This window comes from Solidesulfovibrio alcoholivorans DSM 5433, from assembly GCF_000702665.1.
In the GTDB taxonomy this organism is placed as follows: Bacteria; Desulfobacterota; Desulfovibrionia; order Desulfovibrionales; family Desulfovibrionaceae; genus Solidesulfovibrio; species Solidesulfovibrio alcoholivorans.
Genome location: NZ_JNJA01000005.1, coordinates 236,524 through 255,369, shown reverse-complemented (window position 1 = coordinate 255,369; position 18,846 = coordinate 236,524). Strand labels below are relative to the sequence as shown.

The following is an 18,846-nucleotide window of genomic DNA, read 5'->3' as shown; positions in this document are numbered from 1 at the left end:
CGACACGGGATTCCTTTCGACGCAACAAGCCCGACCCCCGGCCCGGCCGGCGGCAAGCTTTAAGGAGAATGGCCATGGATCTCGGAACCACCTGGTTTATCCTGTGGGGAGTGCTCTGGGCGGTCTATTTCGTCCTGGACGGATTCGACTTCGGCATCGGCATCATCCGCCCCTTCTTCTCCAAAAACGATACTGAAACCCGCATCATGTACAATGCCATGGGCCCCTTCTGGGACGGCAACGAGGTGTGGCTCATCACGGCCGGCGGCGTGACCTTCGCCGCCTTCCCCAAGACCTACGCCGTCATGTTCTCGAGCCTGTACACCCCGCTGATGCTGCTGCTTTTCGCCCTGATCCTGCGCGGCGTCACGCTCGAGTTCCGCTCCAAGGTGGACAGCGACGGCTGGCGCAAGCTCTGGGACACCTGTAACTTCATCGGCAGCTTCCTGCCCGCGCTGCTGCTCGGCGTCGCCTTCGCCAACATCTTCAAGGGCGTGCCCATCGACGGCGACGGCATCCTCCAGGGCAACCTGTTTACCCTGCTCAACCCCTACGGCCTGGCCGGGGGCCTGCTGTTCGTGTTCCTCTTCGCCCACCACGGCGCGCTGTGGCTGGCGTTCAAGTCCGAAGGCGACATCCGCGACCGCGCCATGCGCCTGGCCGGCAAGCTCTGGCCGGTCGTGGCCGTGCTGGTGGTGCTGTTCCTCGTCATGTCCTGGGGCATGACGCAGCTTTTCACCAACTACCTCGTGCATCCGGTCCTTTTCGCCATCCTGCTCGTGCCCGTGGCCGGGCTGTTGCTGACCTACAGCTACCGCCGCCAGGCACGGCCGCTGGCCGCCTGGGTCGGCTCGGCCCTGCTCATCGGCGGGGCGGCGCTCTTTGGCGTCGTCGGCATCTTCCCGGCGCTTCTGCCCTCGAGCCTCAATCCGGCCTATTCGCTGACCATCGCGAACTCCTCCTCCACGCCGCTGACCCTTTCCATCATGCTCGGCGTGGCCCTGGTCTTCGTGCCCATCGTCATCATCTACCAGGTCTGGGCCATCCACACCTTCCGCCATCCGGTGACCAAGGAAGATCTGGAGTACGAAGAAGCGTATTAGGCTTTCCGACGCATTGTTTGCCAAGCGCCTCCGACGGTCCGCCGTCGGAGGCGCTTTTTGTTTCCACCCGACCCATTCGACATTGACAACCATTTTCATTTGGGCGTATCCCTGCGTCATCGCATGCGGAACATGCGACGTCGCAAGCCTCCGGCAAGCGAAATCTGAAAGCGACCGCCCGGAGCGGCGCAGGAACGGATCGACGATTACGACGCATCTTGGAGCACCCGCGCATGCAGTACCGCGCCGCCATTCGCCTCTCACCGCCCCTCTCCCCGACGCCGCATGCCCAGGAATCCAGATCCCCCGATGCGGTCGCCATGCCCGAACCATGCGATGCCGCCCCCCCGAAACGGCAGGGGAGCGGAAGGGTGCTCGCGCCGCAACGCCCTGTCGCCGGGGCGCAGAGCCTTGCGGACGTCCTGTGCCGCACGCCGGCAGGCGACGCCGGGGTCATCCATCTCGTCCATGAGTTGGCCGCCTCCCTGGGGCGGGCCATTGACGCCAAGGACGCCCACACCCAGGCCCACTCCGAAGAAGTGGCCGAGGTGGCGCGGGTGCTGGCCGCCGGCATGGGCCTGCCCCAGGCCCAGGTCAACGTGGTCCATGTGGCCGGGCATCTCCACGACATCGGCAAGATCGGCGTGCCGGACGCGGTGCTGCTCAAACCCGGCCGCCTCACCCCCGAAGAATGGGCGTGCATGCAGGCGCACCCGGCCATGGGCGGCGAGATCCTCGCGCCGCTGTCCTGCCTGGCCGAAATGGGCGTGGTCGCCATGGTGCGCGCCCACCACGAACGTTTCGACGGCCGCGGCTACCCCGCCGGTCTTGCCGGGCGCGTGATTCCGCTTGGCGCGCGCATCATCGCCGTGGCCGACAGCCTCTCGGCCATGCTGCAGACGCGCCCCTACCGCCCGGCCATGGATTTCGACCGGGCCTGCCACGAAATCGTCGCCTGCGCCGGCACGCAATTCGACCCGGACGTGGTGGCGGCGTTTACGGCGGCAAAGGACGCCCTGCGCCGCCTGACCGAGACGTTTCGCGACACCCCGGCACGGGCCTGACAACCGCGCCGCCGTGGCCATGACGCACGAGAACAAGGACGGGCCCATGCAAACCGTATCCACCGCCGACAGATTGCAGGCCGGACAGGCTGCCGCGACGCCCCGGGTCGGTGCCGCCGAAAAGGCGCACCCCAGGCGCGGCATCGGCGTCACCACGCGCATGCGCCTGGTGCTCCTGCTCCTTTTCGCCCTGCCCCCGGGCGTGGCCCTGTATCTTGTGGAAAACGATCTCGTCGCCTCGCCCGGGCGCATGCTCGGCCTGTGGCTGGCCGGGGCGCTCGTGCTGGCGCTGCCGCTCTCGCGCCTGGCGGCGCGGTTCGTGGTCCTTGGCGACGTCGCGGCCATCAACGCTTTTTGCGCGGCCCTGCGCCGGGGCGAATACCAGCGCCGCCTGCCCCTGCCCCCCCAGGGCGACGACGAGCACGAGCTCCTGCGCCTCAAACGCGACCTCAACTGGCTGGCCCACGGCGTGGAGACCCGGGAGACCTGGCTGACCGCCCTGCTCGACGAGACCAAGCGCCGCGAACGCCATTTCGCCGACCTCTCCCGCACCGACGGCCTGACCGGGCTCTACAACCGACGCCACTTCGACGCGACCCTGCCGGCGCTCGCCGAGGAAGCCGCTTCCAGCGGCCATCCCCTGTGGCTGGCCTTTCTCGACTGCGACGCCTTCAAGGGCGTCAACGACCGCTTCGGCCATCCGGCCGGCGACGCGGTGCTTGCCGCCATAGGGAAAACCCTGCTCGACTCCACGCGCGAAGGCCTGGACATGCCCTTTCGCCTCGGCGGCGACGAATTCGCCGTGCTCCTCACCCGCCTGCCCGCCGAAGCGGCGCTGGCCGTGGCCGAACGCATCCGCCGCCGCTTCGCCGCGAGCCAGGAATACGGGGTCACGGCCAGCATCGGCCTGGCCCGCTTCGACCCCCGCCGCGACGCCAAGCCCTACGCCGCCTCCCTGGCCTCCCGCTGCGACGCGGCCCTGTACGCGGCCAAGGCCGGCGGGGGCGACACCGTGTCCGTCGCCCCCGGCGACGGCGCGCCTGCGCCCAGACCGCCTGCGGAGGAACAATAAGCCATGTCCCCGTCCCTCACCTTCGCCCTGGCCGGCAACCCCAATTGCGGCAAGACCACCCTTTTCAACGCCCTGACCGGCGCGCGCCAGCACGTGGGCAACTACCCCGGCGTCACCGTGGAAAAGCGCGAGGGACGGGTGCTGTCCGCCGGCCGCGACGTGACCCTGGTCGATCTGCCGGGCATGTACTCCCTGACCGCCTACTGCGCCGACGAACAGGCCGCGCGCACCTTTCTCGTGGAGGAAAAGCCAAGCTGCGTCATCGACGTGGTCGATGCCGGCACCCTGGAGCGCGGCCTCTACCTCACGGTGCAGCTGCTCGAACTCGGTGCGCCCGTGGTCATTGCGCTCAACATGATGGACGAGGTCCGCCGCCGGGGCATGGTCCTCGACACGGGCCTGCTCGCGCGCCTGCTCGACCTGCCCGTGGTCGAGACCGTGGCCCGCGTGGGCGAAGGCACGGATACGCTCGTGCGCGAGGCCCTGGACTACGCCAGGGCGCGGCGCGGCCAATGGAAGCCGTTGGAGCTCTCCTACGGCGCGGACGTGGACCGGGCGCTTCTCGCCATGCAGGCGCGCATCGAGGCCGACCGTTTCCTCGTCGACCGATTCCCGGCCCGCTGGCTCGCGCTCAAGTACCTCGAAAACGACGAGGACGTCCGGGCCCTGGGCCGCCGCGCCGGCGCGACCGCCGCCTTTCTCGAGGAGTCCGCGGCCGCGCTCGCGCGCCACGTCAAGGCCACCCGGAACACCTTTCCCGAGGCCGTCATTTCCGACTACCGCTACGGCTTCATTGCCTCCCTGCTGCGCCGGGGCGTGCTCCGAAAAAACGCCTCCCCGGACCGCGTCGCCCTGACCGACGCCTGCGACAGGGTGCTCACCCATACCGTGGCCGGCCCGGTCATCATGCTTGCCGTGCTGTTCGGCATGTTCCAGCTGACGTTTCTCGTTTCGAGCTATCCCATGGCCTGGCTGGAGGCGGGGTTCGGCCTGCTTGGCGACACGGTCGGGGCGCTTCTGCCCGAGGGTTTGCTGCGCTCCCTGGCCGTTTCCGGCGTCATTGCCGGCGTCGGCGGGGTGCTCGGGTTCGTGCCGCTCATCTGCGTCATGTTCTTCCTGCTCTCGTGCCTGGAGGACCTGGGTTACACGGCGCGCATGGCCTACATGCTCGACAGGGTGTTCCGGGCCTTCGGCCTGCACGGGGCGTCGGTGATGCCGTTCATCATCTCCGGCGGCATCCCCGGCGGCTGCGCCGTGCCCGGGGTCATGGCCGCCCGGACCCTGCGCAGCCCCAAGGAACGCCTGGCCACCATCTTAAGCGCGCCTTTCATGGCCTGCGGTGCGAAAATTCCGGTCTATCTCCTGCTGATCGCCGCATTTTTCCCCGAGCATCCGGGGCTCGTCATGTTCGCCGTCACTCTCGCTTCCTGGGCCGCCGCCCTGGGCGTGGCCAGATTGTGGCGCTCGACGGTCATCCCCGGGGCCTCGACGCCCTTTCTCATGGAGCTGCCGCCCTACCGCCTGCCCACCCTGCGCGGGCTTTGCGTCCACACCTTCGAGCGCGCCTGGCAGTACGTCAAAAAGGCCGGCACCGTGGTCCTGGCCATCTCCATCGTGATGTGGGCGGCCATGACCTTTCCGGGCCTGCCCGCCGCGCGCCAGGAAGCCTTCGACGCCAAGCGCCTGGAACTCGCGGCCGCGCGCGATACGCTGCCCGAGGGCGAGGCCCGCACGGCGCTTTCCCAGGAGATCGACGCCCTGGACAACGTCCGGGCCGAGGAGGCCCTGCGCGCCTCGCTCGCCGGCCGGCTCGGCGTGGCCCTTACGAGCGTGAGCCGCCTGGCAGGCTTCGACTGGCGCGTCAACATCGCACTCATCGGAGGGCTCGCCGCCAAGGAGGTGGTGGTCTCCACCCTGGGCACGGCCTACGACCTGGGCGAAGCCTCGCCCGACGCGCCGGAAACCCTGTCCGCGCGCCTGGCCGCCGACCCGGGTTTCACTCCGGCCGTGGCCCTGGCGCTTCTCGCCTTCACCATTTTGTACGCGCCCTGTTTCGTGACGGTCGCCGTCATGGCCCGGGAAACGCATTGGAAATGGGCCTCCTTCGCCGTGGTCGCCAACACGGCGTTGGGCTTCGTCGTGGCCGTGGCGGTCTTTCGGATCGCCCGCGCCTGGTGAGCCCCCAAACCTGCAACCGGAGGGAGGAGCAGCTAGACAACATATAAAATAAAAAATAGTGTTACCTGTAAAACATGTCATAACTTTCCACCCAAGGGAGACATCCTGTATGCGAGTAAGGCACCTTTTCGCCGCCCTGCTCTTCGTGGCGGCCGCAGCGACCGCCGCGCACGCCGCCACGGAAGTGCGCATGGCCGGCGATACCCGCGTCTACGGCGTTTTCTTCGCCAACCGCAATTTCACCGGTTGGGATGAGACAGGGACCCAGACCGAGGACCGCGTGACCATCTGGCAGCGCCTGCGGCTGCGCAGCGACTTCGTGGCCAACGAAAACCTCAAGTTCCGCTTCGGCATGCGCGTCGACGACGAAGCCTGGGGCCACGGCTACCTGACCGCGGCCAACCCGACCGTGGCCATCGAGCCCTACCTCGCCTACCTGCAATTCAAGTTCCCCGGCACCGACATCGAGGTGACGGCCGGCTACCAGCCCCTGTCCGTGCCCCACACCGAGGTCTTCTACGACAGCATCGTGCTCGCCGCCGACGACGGCGACCAGTCGAGCGCCGCGCTGCACGTGAACATCCCGGTGAATGAAAACCTCTCGGTCCAGGCCGCCTACGGCAGACTGCTTGCCGCCAACCGGACCTTCCAGCAGACCACGACGCAGGTCGGCGACGCCTTCGACGTCTACCAGCTCGCCCTGCCCGTGACCGTGGACGGCTTTGCGGCCACGCCCTGGGGCCTGGTCGGCGTCTACGGCAAGAACGCCGATCCGGAAGGCCTGTTCAACGCCGGCCTGCTTTCGGCCGGCAGCTACTTGAACACCACGGGCTATCCCTACAAGGACAACCAGAACGCCATGTGGTGGGGCGGCCTCGCGCTCACCATGGAAGCCCTCGATCCCGTCAAGTTCTACGCCGACGCCATCTACGGCGACGCCGCCCCGGGCGACCGGGAGCGCAACCGCCGCCGCGGGTATTTCATCGACGCCGGCGTCACCTATTCCGGCTTCGACTGGATGCTGCCCGGACTCTTCGGCTGGGTGGCCAGCGGCGAGGATTCGAGCATCAGCAACGGCAGCGAGCGCCTGCCCGTCATCACGCCCAAATGGGGCCCGGGCACGTCGTTTCTCTTCGACTGTGACCAGGAGTTCGCCAACAACAGCATCGGCGTGGACCCGACCGGCACCTGGGGTCTGGCCGCGAGCCTGCGCGACGTGAGCTTCATCGAGGCGCTCAAAAGCCGCCTGACCGTGGCCGTCATCGCCGGCACGAACAGCGCCGCCGGCCTGCGCAAGGCCGTCGTCGCCACCGGCGGCGTGGGCGAATACGTGACCATGGGCCGCAACCTGGCCGAAGGCGAATGGGTGCTCGGCGTCAACTTCGACAATTCCTACGCCATCACCGAACAGCTGAGCCTCACCATGCAGACCGGCTTCGCCTCGCCCCAGGGGCTCAAGACCAGCATCTGGGGACACCGCTTCACGAACCAGGCCGAAAACGCCTTCATGGGCTCCCTCGGCTTCCTCTACACCTTCTAGGCCAAACGCCCGCAACCCCCGCAAGCCTGGACGCCCCGCAGCCCCCGTGCTAGGGGATGTCCAGGCTTGCGGCGTCACGACAGCCGCCGCAGCGAAGCGAACATCCTCAAAGCCCAGCCACCGCAACGGCCGCGACGGCGCGCCGGATCGGAGAGACCACAGGATCGCCATGTATCGCCCCACGCGGCCCGCCCCGAACGGTTTTCCGCATGCCGTGCGCCTTGCCGGCGGCGCATGCGCCCTGCTCCTTATCCTGGCGTCAGTGGGCGTCGCCCGCCCCGTCACGGCCGCGCCGCCCCCCAAAGAGGCCGCCCCCGCCGCGCAGGAAGCGCCGGCCCCCGCGCCGGCCGCTCCCGGTTCCAAATCCATCAGCCTCAACTTCGACGGCGTGGACCTGCGCGCCTTCATCAAATACATCAGCCAGGTCACGGGCAAGAATTTCGTCATCGACGACGCCGTCAAGGGCAACGTCACGGTCATCTCCCCGGCCCCGCTGTCCGAGGAAGAGGTCTACAAGGTCTTCGAGTCCGTGCTCGAGGTCAACGGCTTCACCGCCCTGCCCACGGCGAACTTCGTCAAGATCGTGCCGGCCAAGACCAGCCGCACGCGCAGCATGCCCGTGGTCGACGGCCGGGAGGTGGTCCCCTCACCCAACGACCACATGATCACGCAGGTCATAAACCTCGCCAACGTGCGCTCGCCGGAAGTGCGCAAGGTGCTCGCGCCGCTGGTCTCCCCGGACGGCCTGCTCGCGGACTATGCCGACACCAACACGCTCATCATCACCGACTACCGGCCCAACATCCAGCGCATCATCGGCATCGTCAACCAGATCGACGTGGCCTCGGCCAAGGCCTCGCTTTACCTCTTTCCCCTGAAACACGCCTCGGCGGCCAAGCTCGCCCAGAAAATCGAAAAGGTCCTCTCCCAGGAAGCCCGCAAGGACGGCGGCGGCGCGGCCAAGCTCAACGTCGTGGCCGAGGAACGCACCAATTCCATCATCGTCATGGCCGAGCCGCAATACGTGAGCCAAGTCAAGGCGCTACTCGCCAAGCTCGACGTGCCCAACCAGACCGAACAGGGCAACCTGCGCGTCTACAAGCTCCAGCACGCCGACGCCGAAAACCTGAGCAAGGTCTTAAACGAACTCTTCACCAAGGGCTCCACGACTTCGGGAGGCGACGGCAAGGCGCAGGGCGCGCCGACGATCTCCGGCGGCTTCAACTTCGTGGCCGACAAGGCCACCAACAGCCTGCTCGTCACGGCCGCGCCCGAGGACTTCGGCTTCGTGGACAACGTGGTGAAAAAGCTCGATTCCCCGCGCAAGCAGGTCTACGTGGAAGCGCTCATCATGGAGGTGTCCACGGACAAGTCCGTGTCCTTCGGCGTGAACCTGAACGTGGCCAACAAGCAGAAAGCCCTCGGCGACAGCAAGTACGGCGGACTCGTCTTCGGCTCGTCCAACCCCTCGGGCTACGAATCGCTCTACAATTCCTCCGGGGCCTTCGTGCCGCCGGCCGGCGGGTCGCTCGGCGCGCTGGCCTTTCCCGTGAAAATCGGCGAGGTCGTCTATTCCAACCTCCAGGCCATGGTGAGCGCCGCCAAGTCCGACAACAACTTCAACATCATCGCCACGCCGCAGCTCATGACCCTCGACAACGAGGAAGCCACCATCACCGTGGCCGAGAACCGCCCCTACCTGACGAGCCAGGACGTGGGCCAGTCCACCACCGACCGGCCCTACCAGCGCTTCGACTACAAGGACGTCGGCACCACGCTCAAGGTCACGCCGCAGATCAACGAAGGCAACGCCATCAAGCTCAAGATCAAGCAGGAAACCAGCCGCATCGACGAGACCGTGACCAAGGAAACCGGCACGCTCCAGCCCACCACACGCAAGCGCGTCACCGAGACCACGGTCATGTGCCACAACGGCGAGACCATCGTGCTCTCGGGGCTGATCGGCAAAAGCCGCAGCGAGGGCAACAGCAAGGTGCCGGGCCTCGGCGACGTGCCGGTTGTGGGCTGGCTTTTCAAGAACAAGTCCGTGGTGGACGACCGCACCAACCTCTACGTCTTCATCACGCCGCGCATCACCTCTCCGGGCCCGGACAGCGACAAACTCCTCTACGACAAGCAGAAAGACATCGAACGCCAGATCGAGTTCGGCGAAGAGGAACTGTCCACGCCCATCCGCAAGGCCCCGGTCTTTTTCGCGGCCGGCGGCGGCAGGCGGCCATGACCGGGACGCCGTCCCCGGCCGCCCCCCCCCGCCGTCCCCTCCTTGCGCGCCTGGGCGCGGCCTGCCGCCTGCCGCTTTTCGCCGGGCAGGCCGTTTCCCCCACCGCGCCTTCGCGGGAGCCCGCGACCGCGCCCGAACATTGCCTGCCCCGACGCGTTCTGCTCGAACCCGTGGCCGAAACGCTCGGCATCGGCTGCGACGCCCTGGAGGAAACCTTCCGCGAAGCGGCGCGGCTCGGGCAAAATCCCCTCAAGCGGCTGGCCGAGGTCCACAAGGCGGACCCCGAACTGGCCGGCCGGGCCTTGGCCGAGGCGCTCGGCGTGCCCTATCTCGCGGCGATCGAACTCTCCGAGGAGGACGCGGAACGCATCCGCGCGCTGCCCTTCGCCTACCTCAAGCGCAACCTCGCCATCCCCCTGGGGCCGCCCGAGGACATGCGCCTGGCCATGGCCGACCCGTTTTGCCCGGAGCTCGCCGACGACGTGCGCCGGCTCGTGGGGGCGGGCGACCTCGCCCCGGTCCTGGCCCCGGCCGAAGCCATCCTCTCCGCCATCAACCAGGCCTTCGGCGAGGCCGACGCCGCAAGCCAGCCCGGCCTCGGCGACGTCAGCCTCGACGATTTCATGGGGCCGCCGCCGGAAAACATGTCCACCGAGGACCTGCTGGACGAGACCAGCAACGCGCCGGTCATCCGCCTTGTGAACCAGCTCCTCACCCAGGCCGTCAAGGACTTGTGCAGCGACATCCACATCGAGCCCTACCAGAACGCGCTCAAGATACGCTTCCGCCTCGACGGCGTGCTCTACGACATCAAGACCCTGGACAAGCGCTGGCATCCGCCGGTCGTCTCCCACGTCAAGATCCGCTCCAAGCTCGACATCGCCGAGCGGCGGCTGCCCCAGGACGGCAGCTTCGACATTCGCCTCGGCAACCGCAACGTGGACATCCGCGTCTCGGTTTTTCCCACCAAGTTCGGCGAACGGCTCGTGCTGCGCCTGCTCGAAAAAAACACGCGCATCCTGAGCCTTGGCGAGCTGGGCCTGGCCCCGGGCAACCTGGAGATCGTCAAGCGCCTCGTGGCCCTGCCCCACGGTATCATCCTGGTCACCGGCCCCACGGGCTCGGGCAAGTCCACCACGCTCTACGCCACCATCAACCACATCAATTCCTCGGACAAGAACATCCTCACCATCGAGGACCCCGTGGAATACCAGATCGAGGGCGTGGGCCAGATGCAGGTCAACGCCAAAATCGACCTGACCTTCGCCAGCGGCCTGCGCTCGATCCTGCGCCAGGACCCGGACGTGATCCTGGTCGGCGAGATCCGCGACGAGGAAACGGCGCAGATCGCCTGCCAGGCGGCGCTGACCGGCCACCTCGTCTTTTCCACCCTGCACACCAACGACGCCGCTTCCGCCGTCACGCGCATGGTGGACATGGGCATCGAACCCTACATGGTCGCCTCGGTGGTGCGGGCGCTCGTGGCCCAGCGCCTGGTGCGCGTGCTGTGCCCCCGCTGCCGCGAACCGTTCGCCGCGGCCGAGGAACACTGCATCGCCTTGGGCCCCGCGGCTGAAAAGCTCATCGGGCGCACCCTGCACCGCGCCGTGGGCTGCACCCAGTGCATGCACACCGGCTTTCGCGGCCGCACCTCCATCCACGAGATCCTGGTCGTGGACGAGCCCATGGCCGAAACCATCCTGCACGGCGCCGAGGCCGGCCGCATCCGCGCCACGGCCATCGCCGCCGGCATGTCCACGCTGCGCGACGACGGCATCGCCAAGATCCTGGACGGCGTCACCACCCTCGAAGAGGTCGTGCGCGCGACCGTGGTCTAGGCCGCGCGCCAGTCTTTCCCGCTCGAAAACACAGGCTTGACGGCCCTGCTCCGGGCAGGCTATCAGCCCCCTTCCCCATTGAAATTCTTTCCTTGACACCACGTAAACAGGTGTTAACTTCCGTCCATGGCAGAACGCTTGGAGTCCCCCCTGCGCCGGGAGCAGATCGCCGAGGCGGCGCTCGCCATCGTGGTCGAGCACGGCATCGGCGCGGTGACCGTACGCCGCGTGGCCGAGGCCGTGGGCATTTCGGCCGCGGCGCTGTACCGGCATTACAAGAACAAGGGGGACATCCTGGCCGCCATCCTGGAGGAGCACCACGAACTCCACATGGTCAACGTCCGCCGGGCTCTCGCCACGGGACGTAGCCCCATGGACTCGCTGCGCATTCTCTACGCGGACATCATGAAGCTCGTGGCCCGGTTCCGGGCCCTGCCCGTGATCTTCCTCTCCGATGTGGTCTGGTTCGAGGAGACGCGCCTGCGCGAGCTCAAGATGCGCCACCACGCCGCCATCCGGGACGTCCTCATGGAACTGATCCTCAAGGGGCAGGAGCAGGGAGAGATCCGGGCCGACATCCGCGCCCAGGAGCTGGTCAACCACTTCATCAGCCTCGTGGCCATGCCCGCGCTCATGTGCGCCCGCACGCCCGAGGACGTGGACATGGCCCTCCAGACCGCCGCCAACTGGGAGTTGTTTGCCCATGCCGTCACTGTGTGATTTTTTTTGCCGGACAAGTGAACATCCGTTCACCCGCAGGCGCGCCCGGATCGGGCTCGTCGCGGGCTTGGCGGGCCTCACGGTCCTGGCCCTTTTTGCGGCCGAGACGGCCGCCGCGACGAATGATGCGCCGGAGCCGCAGGCCGTGCGCGCCAAGTACGCCGCCTTTCTCCCGTTCGTCTCCAGCGAAGGGGAACTGGCCGTATACCAGGGCGATCCCGACCTGCCGGTCGTAGACTGCGCGTCGCTGCCTGCCGGGCGCACCATGGTCGCCCTGGTATTCGGCCAGTCCAACGCGTCCAACACGGTGGATCCGGGCTACGACGCGGTCAAGCCGGTCTACGCCTTTTCCGGCGGCAGCTGCCGCCGCGTGCGCGACGCCATCCCCGGGGCCACGGGCGCAAAGGGAAGTTCCTGGGCGCGCCTGGGCGACCGGATCGTCGACAGCGGCCTGTACGACGCCGTGGTGTTCGTGGACATCGCCCGGGGCGGCTCGTCGATCCTGCACTGGAGTCGGGGCGGCCAGTTCCACGACCTTCTGACCGGCTCCCTGGACGCACTGGCGGTCCGGGGCATACCCGCGACCCACGTCCTGTTCCACCAGGGCGAGGCCGATTGCGCCATGGGGATGACCCGCCAGGAATACGGCGCGGTGCTCGCCGAATTGCTCGAAGACGTCCGCGCCCATGTCGGCCCGCGCACCGATATCTTCGTCTCGCGCGCCTCCCTGTTCCTGGACCCCGCCTGCGGCGACAGGCGCAACCCCGGCTGCTACCAGTCCTGTCCGGCCGTCACCGCAGCCCAGACCGCGGCCGCCGACCCCGAACGCCGGATATTTTCCGGCCCGAACACCGACCTGCTCGTGCCCTGGTTCGACCGCAGCGATGGCTACCATTTCACGTCCCGGGCGGCCGATCGCTTCGCCGCCGCCTGGATGCCGCTGCTTGCACGGGGAGACGCCCCGCAGCGGCAGATACGCTAACCGATGACGCACGCAACTCCGCCTGCGCCCCGGGTGACGGGGCGCAGGCGCGAATCGTTCCGGAGGAGAGCATGACCGTTTTCCGTTTGTCCGCGAAATTCCGCATTCTGGCCGCCCTGGGCATGGCCTCCCTGCTGGCCATGAGCCTGTCCGGCTGCGCCACGGACAGTTCGGGCCAGGAGACCGCCGCACAGGCCCCGCCGCCGCCCGAAATCGTGGCCTATTCCGTCCGCCACGCCGACATCCCCCTGGACATGGCCTTCATGGGCCAGACGGCGGGCTCGCGCGAGGTCGAGGTCCGGGCCCGGGTCGGCGGCATCCTGCTGCGCCGCAACTATGAGGAAGGCCGTCCCGTGCGCCGGGGCGAGCTCATGTTCGAGATCGACCCCGCCCCCTACCAGGCCGCGCTCGAGCAGGCCAAGGGCGCGCTGGGCCAGGCCGAGGCCACCCTGGACCAGGCCAAGCGCGACGCCGCCCGCATGGAGACGCTCTACAAGGGCGACGTGGTGGCGAAAAAGGACTACGACGACGCCAAGACCACCCTGGATTCGGCCACGGCCGCCGTGGAGACCGCCCGGGGCAAGGTGCGCGAGGCCTCGCTCAACCTCGAGTGGACCAAGGTCACGGCCCCCATTTCCGGCCTGACCAGCAAGGAGGCCCGCTCCGAGGGCAGCCTCATCACCACGTCCAGCGACGGGAGCCTGCTCACCACCATCAACCGCGTCGATCCGCTCTACGTCAACTTCTCCATGTCCGGGCAGGAGTCCCTGCGCCTGCGCAAGCTCCAGGCCGAGGGCAAGGTGGCGTTCGGCCACGAGGGCGACTTCGTCGTGCGCCTGACCCTGCCCGACGGCAGCGCCTACAAGGAGCCCGGGCGCATCAACTTCACGGACACGCAGGTCGATCCCACCACGGGCGTGGTCAAGGTCCGGGCCGAATTCAAGAACCCGGACGCGGCCGTGCTGCCCGGCCAGTTCGTGCGCGTGCGCCTGGAAGGCGCGCACTACAAGGCCGTGCTCGCCGTGCCGCAGGGCGCGGTGCTCAACACGCAGCAGGGAGCCATGGTCTGGGCGCTGGACGAGAAGAACCAGGTTTCGCCCCGCCCCGTGGCCCTCGGCGACGCCGTGGGCAACGACTACCTGATCGAAAAGGGCCTTTCCGACGGCGAGCGGATCGTGTCCGAAGGCGTCATCAAGGTGCGCCCCGGCATGACCGTGCGCGTGCGCCAGGATGCCCCGGCCGTCGGTTCCGGCGCGGCGACCAAGGCCGCCGACGCCGGTGAGCCTGCCAAGGAGCCTCGTTCATGATCTCACGCTTCTTCCTGGGCCGCCCGGTCTTCTCCATCGTCATCTCGCTGGCCATCGTCCTGGCCGGCCTGGCGGCGATCCGCAACCTGCCCATCGCCCAGTACCCGGACATCATTCCGCCCGAGGTCAACGTCACCACCGCCTATCCCGGGGCCAGCCCCGAGGTCATCGCGGAAACCGTGGCCGCGCCGCTCGAACAGCAGATCAACGGCGTGGACAACATGCTCTACATGCGCTCGACGAGTTCCGGCGACGGGTCGTTGTCCATCACCGTCACCTTCGCCGTGGGCACGAACCCCGATCAGGCCACCATCAACGTCAATAACCGCGTCCAGGCGGCGCTCACCACCCTGCCCACGGAAGTGCAGCGCCAGGGCGTGGTCGTACGCAAGAAATCCTCGAACACCCTGCAGATTCCGGTCTTCGAGTCGCCCAACAAGCGCTACGATGCCGTCTACATCAGCAACTACGTGCTGGTGAACGTCATTGACGAGCTCAAACGCCTGCCCGGCGTCGGCGACGCCTCCATCTTCGGGGCCAAGGACTACTCCATGCGCGTCTGGCTGCGCCCGGACAAGCTGGCCCAGCTCAAGCTCACGCCGACCGACGTGGCCGCGGCCATCGAGGAGCAAAACGCCCAGTTCGCGGCCGGCCGCATAGGCGCGGAACCCACCGATCCGGCCAAGCCGGTGGCCCTCAACTACATGGTGACCACTAAGGGCCGCCTCGTCAGCCCCGAGGAATTCGAGAACATCATCCTCAAGGCCCAAAACGACGGATCGGTACTGCGCCTCAAGGACGTGGCCCGGGTGGAACTCGGGTCCAAGGACTACAACTCCGTCTCCAAGCTCAACGGCAACCCCTCGGTCGCCGTTGGCATCTTCCTGTCGCCGGGAGCCAACGCCCTGGACACGGCGGACCTCGTCAGCAACAAGCTGGCCGAACTGTCCAAACGTTTCCCGGACGGCCTGGACTACAAGATCGCGCTCGACACCACCACGTTCGTGCGCGTTTCCATCGAGGAGGTCATCCACACCCTGGTCGAGGCCATGATCCTGGTCTTTCTCGTGGTCTTCCTGTTCCTGCAAAACTTCCGCGCCACGCTCATTCCGTGCCTGGCCGTGCCGGTTTCCATCATCGGCACCTTCGCCGGCATGCAGGCCCTCGGGTTCACCATCAACACGCTTACGCTCTTCGGCATGGTGCTCGCCATCGGCATCGTCGTGGACGACGCCATCGTGGTGCTCGAAAACGTCGAGCGCATCATGACCAAGGAGAAGCTGCCGCCCAAGGCGGCCACGGCCAAGGCCATGGAAGAGGTCACGGGGCCGGTCATCGCCATCGTGCTGGTGCTTTGCGCCGTGTTCGTGCCCGTGGCCTTCCTCGGCGGCCTCACAGGCCAGATGTACAAGCAGTTCGCCATTACCATCGCCGTGTCCGTGGTCATCTCGGGCCTTGTGGCCCTGACCCTGACCCCGGCCCTGTGCGCCGCGTTGCTCAAACCCGGCCACAAGGAACCCAACCTTTTCTTCCGCGCCTTCAATCGGCTTTTCGAGAAGATCACCAACGGCTACGCCGCGGGCGTGGGCTTCCTGTTGCGCCGCAGCTTCGTGGCGGTGGTGCTTTTCGCCGGACTGTGTACTGGGGCCTTAATGCTGTTCCGCCTCGTGCCCGGCGGCCTGGTGCCCGACGAGGACGTGGGCTACATCCTCGGCATCAACATCCTGCCCGACGGCACCTCGCTGCGAGCCACCGAAGCCGTGGACGACGCCATGGACGCCATGAACGCGCAGGACCCGAGCAGACTCTATCAGATCACCATCTCGGGCCTCGACATCCTCACGAGTACCTACCGTTCCAACTACGGCACCATGTTCATCCCGCTCAAGCCCTGGGATGAGCGCAAAATGCCCGGCGAAAGCTCGTTCGACATGGTCAAGCGTCTGTTCGGGCGCGGCATGGCCCTGCCCAAGAGCCTGACCCTGGCCTTCAATCCGCCGCCCATCACCGGCATGTCCAACACCGGCGGCTTCGAGGCCTACCTGCAAAGTCGCGGCGAGGGCGGCGTCCAGGAGCTGGCCGCCATGACCGACAAGCTCATCGCCGAGGCCAAAAAGAACCCGGCGCTCGGCCGTGTGGCCACCACCTTCGGGGCCAACGTGCCGCAGCTGCGCGTGGAGCTCGACCGCCAGAAGGCCAAGGCCCTGAGTGTGGCCGTAAGCGACGTCTATGCCGCGATGCAGGCCACGTTCGGCGCGTATTATGTCAACGACTTCAACAAGTTCGGCCGCACCTTCCGGGTCCAGATCCAGTCCGAGGCGGACTATCGCGACCGGCCCGAGGACCTGCGCGACGTGTACGTGCGCTCGAGCAAGGGCGAGATGATTCCGCTGACCGCCCTGGCGACCATCGAGAAGTCCACCGGCCCCGAGGTCCTGGAGCGCTTCAACGTGTTCCCGGCGGCCAAGATCATGGGCCAGCCCGCCGACGGCCACACCTCGAGCGAGGCCCTGACCGCCATGGAGCAGGCCGCGGCCAAGGTGCTGCCGGCGGACTACACCCTGGCCTGGACCGGGTCGGCCTACCAGGAAAAGGCGGCACAGGGCTCCTCGGCGCTCATCTTCGCCATGGGCATCGTCATGGTCATCCTGATCCTGGCCGCCCAGTACGAACGCTGGACCCTGCCCTTCGCCGTGGTCATGGCCGTGCCGTTCGCGCTTTTCGGCGCCATTCTCGCCGTGTTCGGCAGGGGGCTGTCCAACGACATCTACTTCCAGATCGCGCTGGTCACGCTGATCGGCCTTGCGGCCAAGAACGCGATCCTCATCGTGGAATTCGCCGTGCTCGAGGTCAAGGCCGGCAAATCGCTCGCCGACGCCGCCCTTTCCGCGGCCAGGCTGCGCTTTCGCCCCATCATTATGACCTCGCTGGCCTTCATCCTCGGCTGTCTGCCCCTGGCCATCTCCACCGGCGCGGGCGCCAACAGCCGCCACGCCATCGGCACGGGTGTCATCGGCGGCATGCTCGGCGCAACGATCCTCGCGCCGTTTTTCATCCCCGTCTTCTTCAAGCTCATCATGGGTCTCGGCGCCTGGACCAAGCGCCTGACCGGCGGCCACGACGACGACGGCACGACCGCCTGATCCTCATATCGCCCTCCCCCCAGCCCGACCGGGCGTCGCGACGCACTGCCCCCCGCTCGCGACGCCCCGCCGGGCCTTTCCCCCCTGCGCAAAATGCAACTTGTCCAACGCGCTTTTTTCCTGCATCATCGCCACGACGTTCATTATGAAAGCCGACGCCTGCGACGTCGCCCGTACGCCGCAGCGCATCCAGCCCCGAGGGTATGTCCACGCACCAGTCGTCCTCACTGCGGCGTCTTGCCGCCGCTGTCGCGCTCGCCGTCCTGTGCGTCGCCGGCTGCGCCGACAAGCGGCCGCCCACGGCCGTGCGCGCGCCCGACGCCGCCACGGGTCCCGGCCCGGAGGATGTCGTCCGCGAGGCGTCTCCGGCCATCGCCAAAGGCAACGCCCCGGCCGCGACCTACCAGGAGCGCGGGGAAGCCTACTACCGGCTCGGCCAGTTCGAGCTGGCGCAAAAGGATTTCGAAAAGGCGCAATCCGCCGGCGGGGCCTCGGCCGAAACCCTCTACGACCTCGGCGCGGCGGCCTACATGCGCCACGACTACGACGACGCCCTCAAGCGCTTCAGCGACGCCCTTGCCCGCGACGGCGGCATGGGCCAGGCCTACAACAACCGGGGCGTCACCTACTTCGCCCTGGGCCAGTACGAAAACGCCCTGGCCGATTTCAACACCGCGCAGCGCCTCGGCGGTCCGAGCGAAAAGGCGGCGCTTTTCAACCGCGCCCTGACCTACCAGACCATGCGCGACCTCGACCGGGCCATGGCCGACTACGACAGGATCATCGCCGCCGACCCGGGCAACGCCGCCGCGCGCAACAACAAGGCCGACATCCTCATTTCCCTGCGCCGCTTCGACGAGGCGGCATCGCTCCTCGACGCGGCCATCGCCACCACGCCGGGCGACCCGGAACTCTACTTCAACCGGGCGCTCGCCCGGGAGGCATTAAACCAGTACCCCGCGGCCAAGGCCGACTACGACCAGGCCCTCCGGCTGCGTTCCAATTTCGCCGAAGCCTACCGCAACCGGGGTGTGCTGCACCTGCGGCTGCACCAGACCAAGGAAGGCTGCGCCGACCTCGCCCTGGCCTGCCGGTTCGGACAGTGCAAGCAGACGCAGAAAGCCAAAGACTTCGGCATGTGCCAATGACCGGGGGAGGCGGATCGCGGCTGCCATGACCGAATCCCGATTCCACCGCGCCGTCGTCCTGACGACCGTGCTCTCCCTGGCCGGGGCCATTGCCCTGGTGGTCCACGCCGTCTGGTTTTCCCCCCTGCCGGCGGCTCCGGCGGCGAACCCCCGGGCTCCCGAGGAAAAACACGCACCCAAACGCGCACCGCAAACCGCGGAACTGACCCGGGCCATCCTCGCCAACGACATTTTCGGGCTCAAACCCACGGCCGCCGAGGCGACCCGCAACGCCGTCCCGCCCAAGCCCGCCGAGATCGACATGGACCTGACCGGCACGGTGGTCACGGCCGACCCTGACCGCAACGTGGCCTTCCTGCGGGAACGCAGCGGCAGGACGCAGAAGCCCTACCGCATCGGGGCCAGCGTGAAGGACGCGACCATCATCTCCATCGGCAGGAATTCCGTCATCCTCTCGCGCCAGGGGCGCGAGGAGATCCTGACGATGAAACCCTGACCGGCCGCCCGCC

Annotated in this window: 13 protein-coding genes; all 13 read left to right on the top strand. The window is 67.6% G+C overall.

Going from position 1 to position 18,846, the window contains the following annotated elements; all coding sequences use genetic code 11:
• The first annotated feature begins 74 nt into the window (after positions 1-74).
• Positions 75-1,103, top strand: a complete 1,029-nt coding sequence (gene cydB / locus Q368_RS0111735; RefSeq protein WP_029459263.1) for a cytochrome d ubiquinol oxidase subunit II — start codon at positions 75-77, stop codon at positions 1,101-1,103.
• Between the two features lie 422 nt (positions 1,104-1,525).
• Positions 1,526-2,167: an HD-GYP domain-containing protein gene (locus Q368_RS0111730; RefSeq protein ID WP_052360136.1), complete on the top strand. Its 642-nt coding sequence runs from the start codon at positions 1,526-1,528 to the stop codon at positions 2,165-2,167.
• A gap of 46 nt (positions 2,168-2,213) precedes the next feature.
• Positions 2,214-3,239, top strand: coding sequence for a GGDEF domain-containing protein (locus Q368_RS0111725; RefSeq protein ID WP_029459261.1), 1,026 nt, complete (start codon positions 2,214-2,216; stop codon positions 3,237-3,239).
• 3 nt (positions 3,240-3,242) lie between these two features.
• Positions 3,243-5,417, top strand: coding sequence for a ferrous iron transport protein B (gene feoB, locus Q368_RS0111720; RefSeq protein ID WP_029459260.1), 2,175 nt, complete (start codon positions 3,243-3,245; stop codon positions 5,415-5,417).
• A gap of 109 nt (positions 5,418-5,526) precedes the next feature.
• Positions 5,527-6,957, top strand: a complete 1,431-nt coding sequence (locus tag Q368_RS0111715; protein ID WP_029459259.1) for an outer membrane homotrimeric porin — start codon at positions 5,527-5,529, stop codon at positions 6,955-6,957.
• 169 nt (positions 6,958-7,126) lie between these two features.
• A complete protein-coding gene (gspD, locus tag Q368_RS0111710) occupies positions 7,127-9,199 on the top strand; it encodes a type II secretion system secretin GspD (protein ID WP_052360127.1) in 2,073 nt (690 codons plus the stop codon).
• Positions 9,196-11,037, top strand: a complete 1,842-nt coding sequence (gspE, locus tag Q368_RS0111705) for a type II secretion system ATPase GspE (RefSeq protein WP_052360126.1) — start codon at positions 9,196-9,198, stop codon at positions 11,035-11,037. Before gspD ends, gspE begins: the two co-directional genes overlap by 4 nt.
• A 126-nt stretch (positions 11,038-11,163) precedes the next feature.
• On the top strand, positions 11,164-11,757 hold the full coding sequence (locus Q368_RS0111700; protein ID WP_029459256.1) for a TetR/AcrR family transcriptional regulator: 594 nt from the start codon (positions 11,164-11,166) through the stop codon (positions 11,755-11,757).
• The gene (locus Q368_RS0111695; protein ID WP_029459255.1) at positions 11,741-12,739 is read left to right on the top strand and encodes a sialate O-acetylesterase; all 999 of its coding nucleotides are present in this window, start codon (positions 11,741-11,743) and stop codon (positions 12,737-12,739) included. The genes Q368_RS0111700 and Q368_RS0111695 overlap by 17 nt, the downstream gene beginning before the upstream one ends.
• 71 nt (positions 12,740-12,810) lie before the next feature.
• Positions 12,811-14,046: an efflux RND transporter periplasmic adaptor subunit gene (locus Q368_RS0111690; protein WP_029459254.1), complete on the top strand. Its 1,236-nt coding sequence runs from the start codon at positions 12,811-12,813 to the stop codon at positions 14,044-14,046.
• Complete coding sequence (locus Q368_RS0111685; protein WP_029459253.1) at positions 14,043-17,189, top strand: efflux RND transporter permease subunit; 3,147 nt, start codon at positions 14,043-14,045, stop codon at positions 17,187-17,189. The genes Q368_RS0111690 and Q368_RS0111685 overlap by 4 nt, the downstream gene beginning before the upstream one ends.
• A gap of 203 nt (positions 17,190-17,392) precedes the next feature.
• Positions 17,393-18,337, top strand: a complete 945-nt coding sequence (locus tag Q368_RS0111675; protein WP_084158745.1) for a tetratricopeptide repeat protein — start codon at positions 17,393-17,395, stop codon at positions 18,335-18,337.
• A 25-nt stretch (positions 18,338-18,362) separates the two neighbouring features.
• The gene (locus Q368_RS0111670; RefSeq protein ID WP_029459250.1) at positions 18,363-18,833 is read left to right on the top strand and encodes a type II secretion system protein N; all 471 of its coding nucleotides are present in this window, start codon (positions 18,363-18,365) and stop codon (positions 18,831-18,833) included.
• The last annotated feature ends 13 nt before the right edge of the window (positions 18,834-18,846 follow it).

Bases quoted from the DNA above. Each gene is read 5' to 3' on its own strand.
- cydB (WP_029459263.1), top strand. From the start codon at position 75: ATGGATCTCGGAACCACCTGGTTTATCCTGTGGGGAGTGCTCTGGGCG.
- Q368_RS0111685 (WP_029459253.1), top strand. From the start codon at position 14,043: ATGATCTCACGCTTCTTCCTGGGCCGCCCGGTCTTCTCCATCGTCATC.
- Q368_RS0111725 (WP_029459261.1), top strand. From the start codon at position 2,214: ATGCAAACCGTATCCACCGCCGACAGATTGCAGGCCGGACAGGCTGCC.
- Q368_RS0111690 (WP_029459254.1), top strand. From the start codon at position 12,811: ATGACCGTTTTCCGTTTGTCCGCGAAATTCCGCATTCTGGCCGCCCTG.
- Q368_RS0111715 (WP_029459259.1), top strand. From the start codon at position 5,527: ATGCGAGTAAGGCACCTTTTCGCCGCCCTGCTCTTCGTGGCGGCCGCA.
- gspD (WP_052360127.1), top strand. From the start codon at position 7,127: ATGTATCGCCCCACGCGGCCCGCCCCGAACGGTTTTCCGCATGCCGTG.
- gspE (WP_052360126.1), top strand. From the start codon at position 9,196: ATGACCGGGACGCCGTCCCCGGCCGCCCCCCCCCGCCGTCCCCTCCTT.
- feoB (WP_029459260.1), top strand. From the start codon at position 3,243: ATGTCCCCGTCCCTCACCTTCGCCCTGGCCGGCAACCCCAATTGCGGC.
- Q368_RS0111670 (WP_029459250.1), top strand. From the start codon at position 18,363: ATGACCGAATCCCGATTCCACCGCGCCGTCGTCCTGACGACCGTGCTC.
- Q368_RS0111675 (WP_084158745.1), top strand. From the start codon at position 17,393: ATGTCCACGCACCAGTCGTCCTCACTGCGGCGTCTTGCCGCCGCTGTC.
- Q368_RS0111700 (WP_029459256.1), top strand. From the start codon at position 11,164: ATGGCAGAACGCTTGGAGTCCCCCCTGCGCCGGGAGCAGATCGCCGAG.
- Q368_RS0111695 (WP_029459255.1), top strand. From the start codon at position 11,741: ATGCCGTCACTGTGTGATTTTTTTTGCCGGACAAGTGAACATCCGTTC.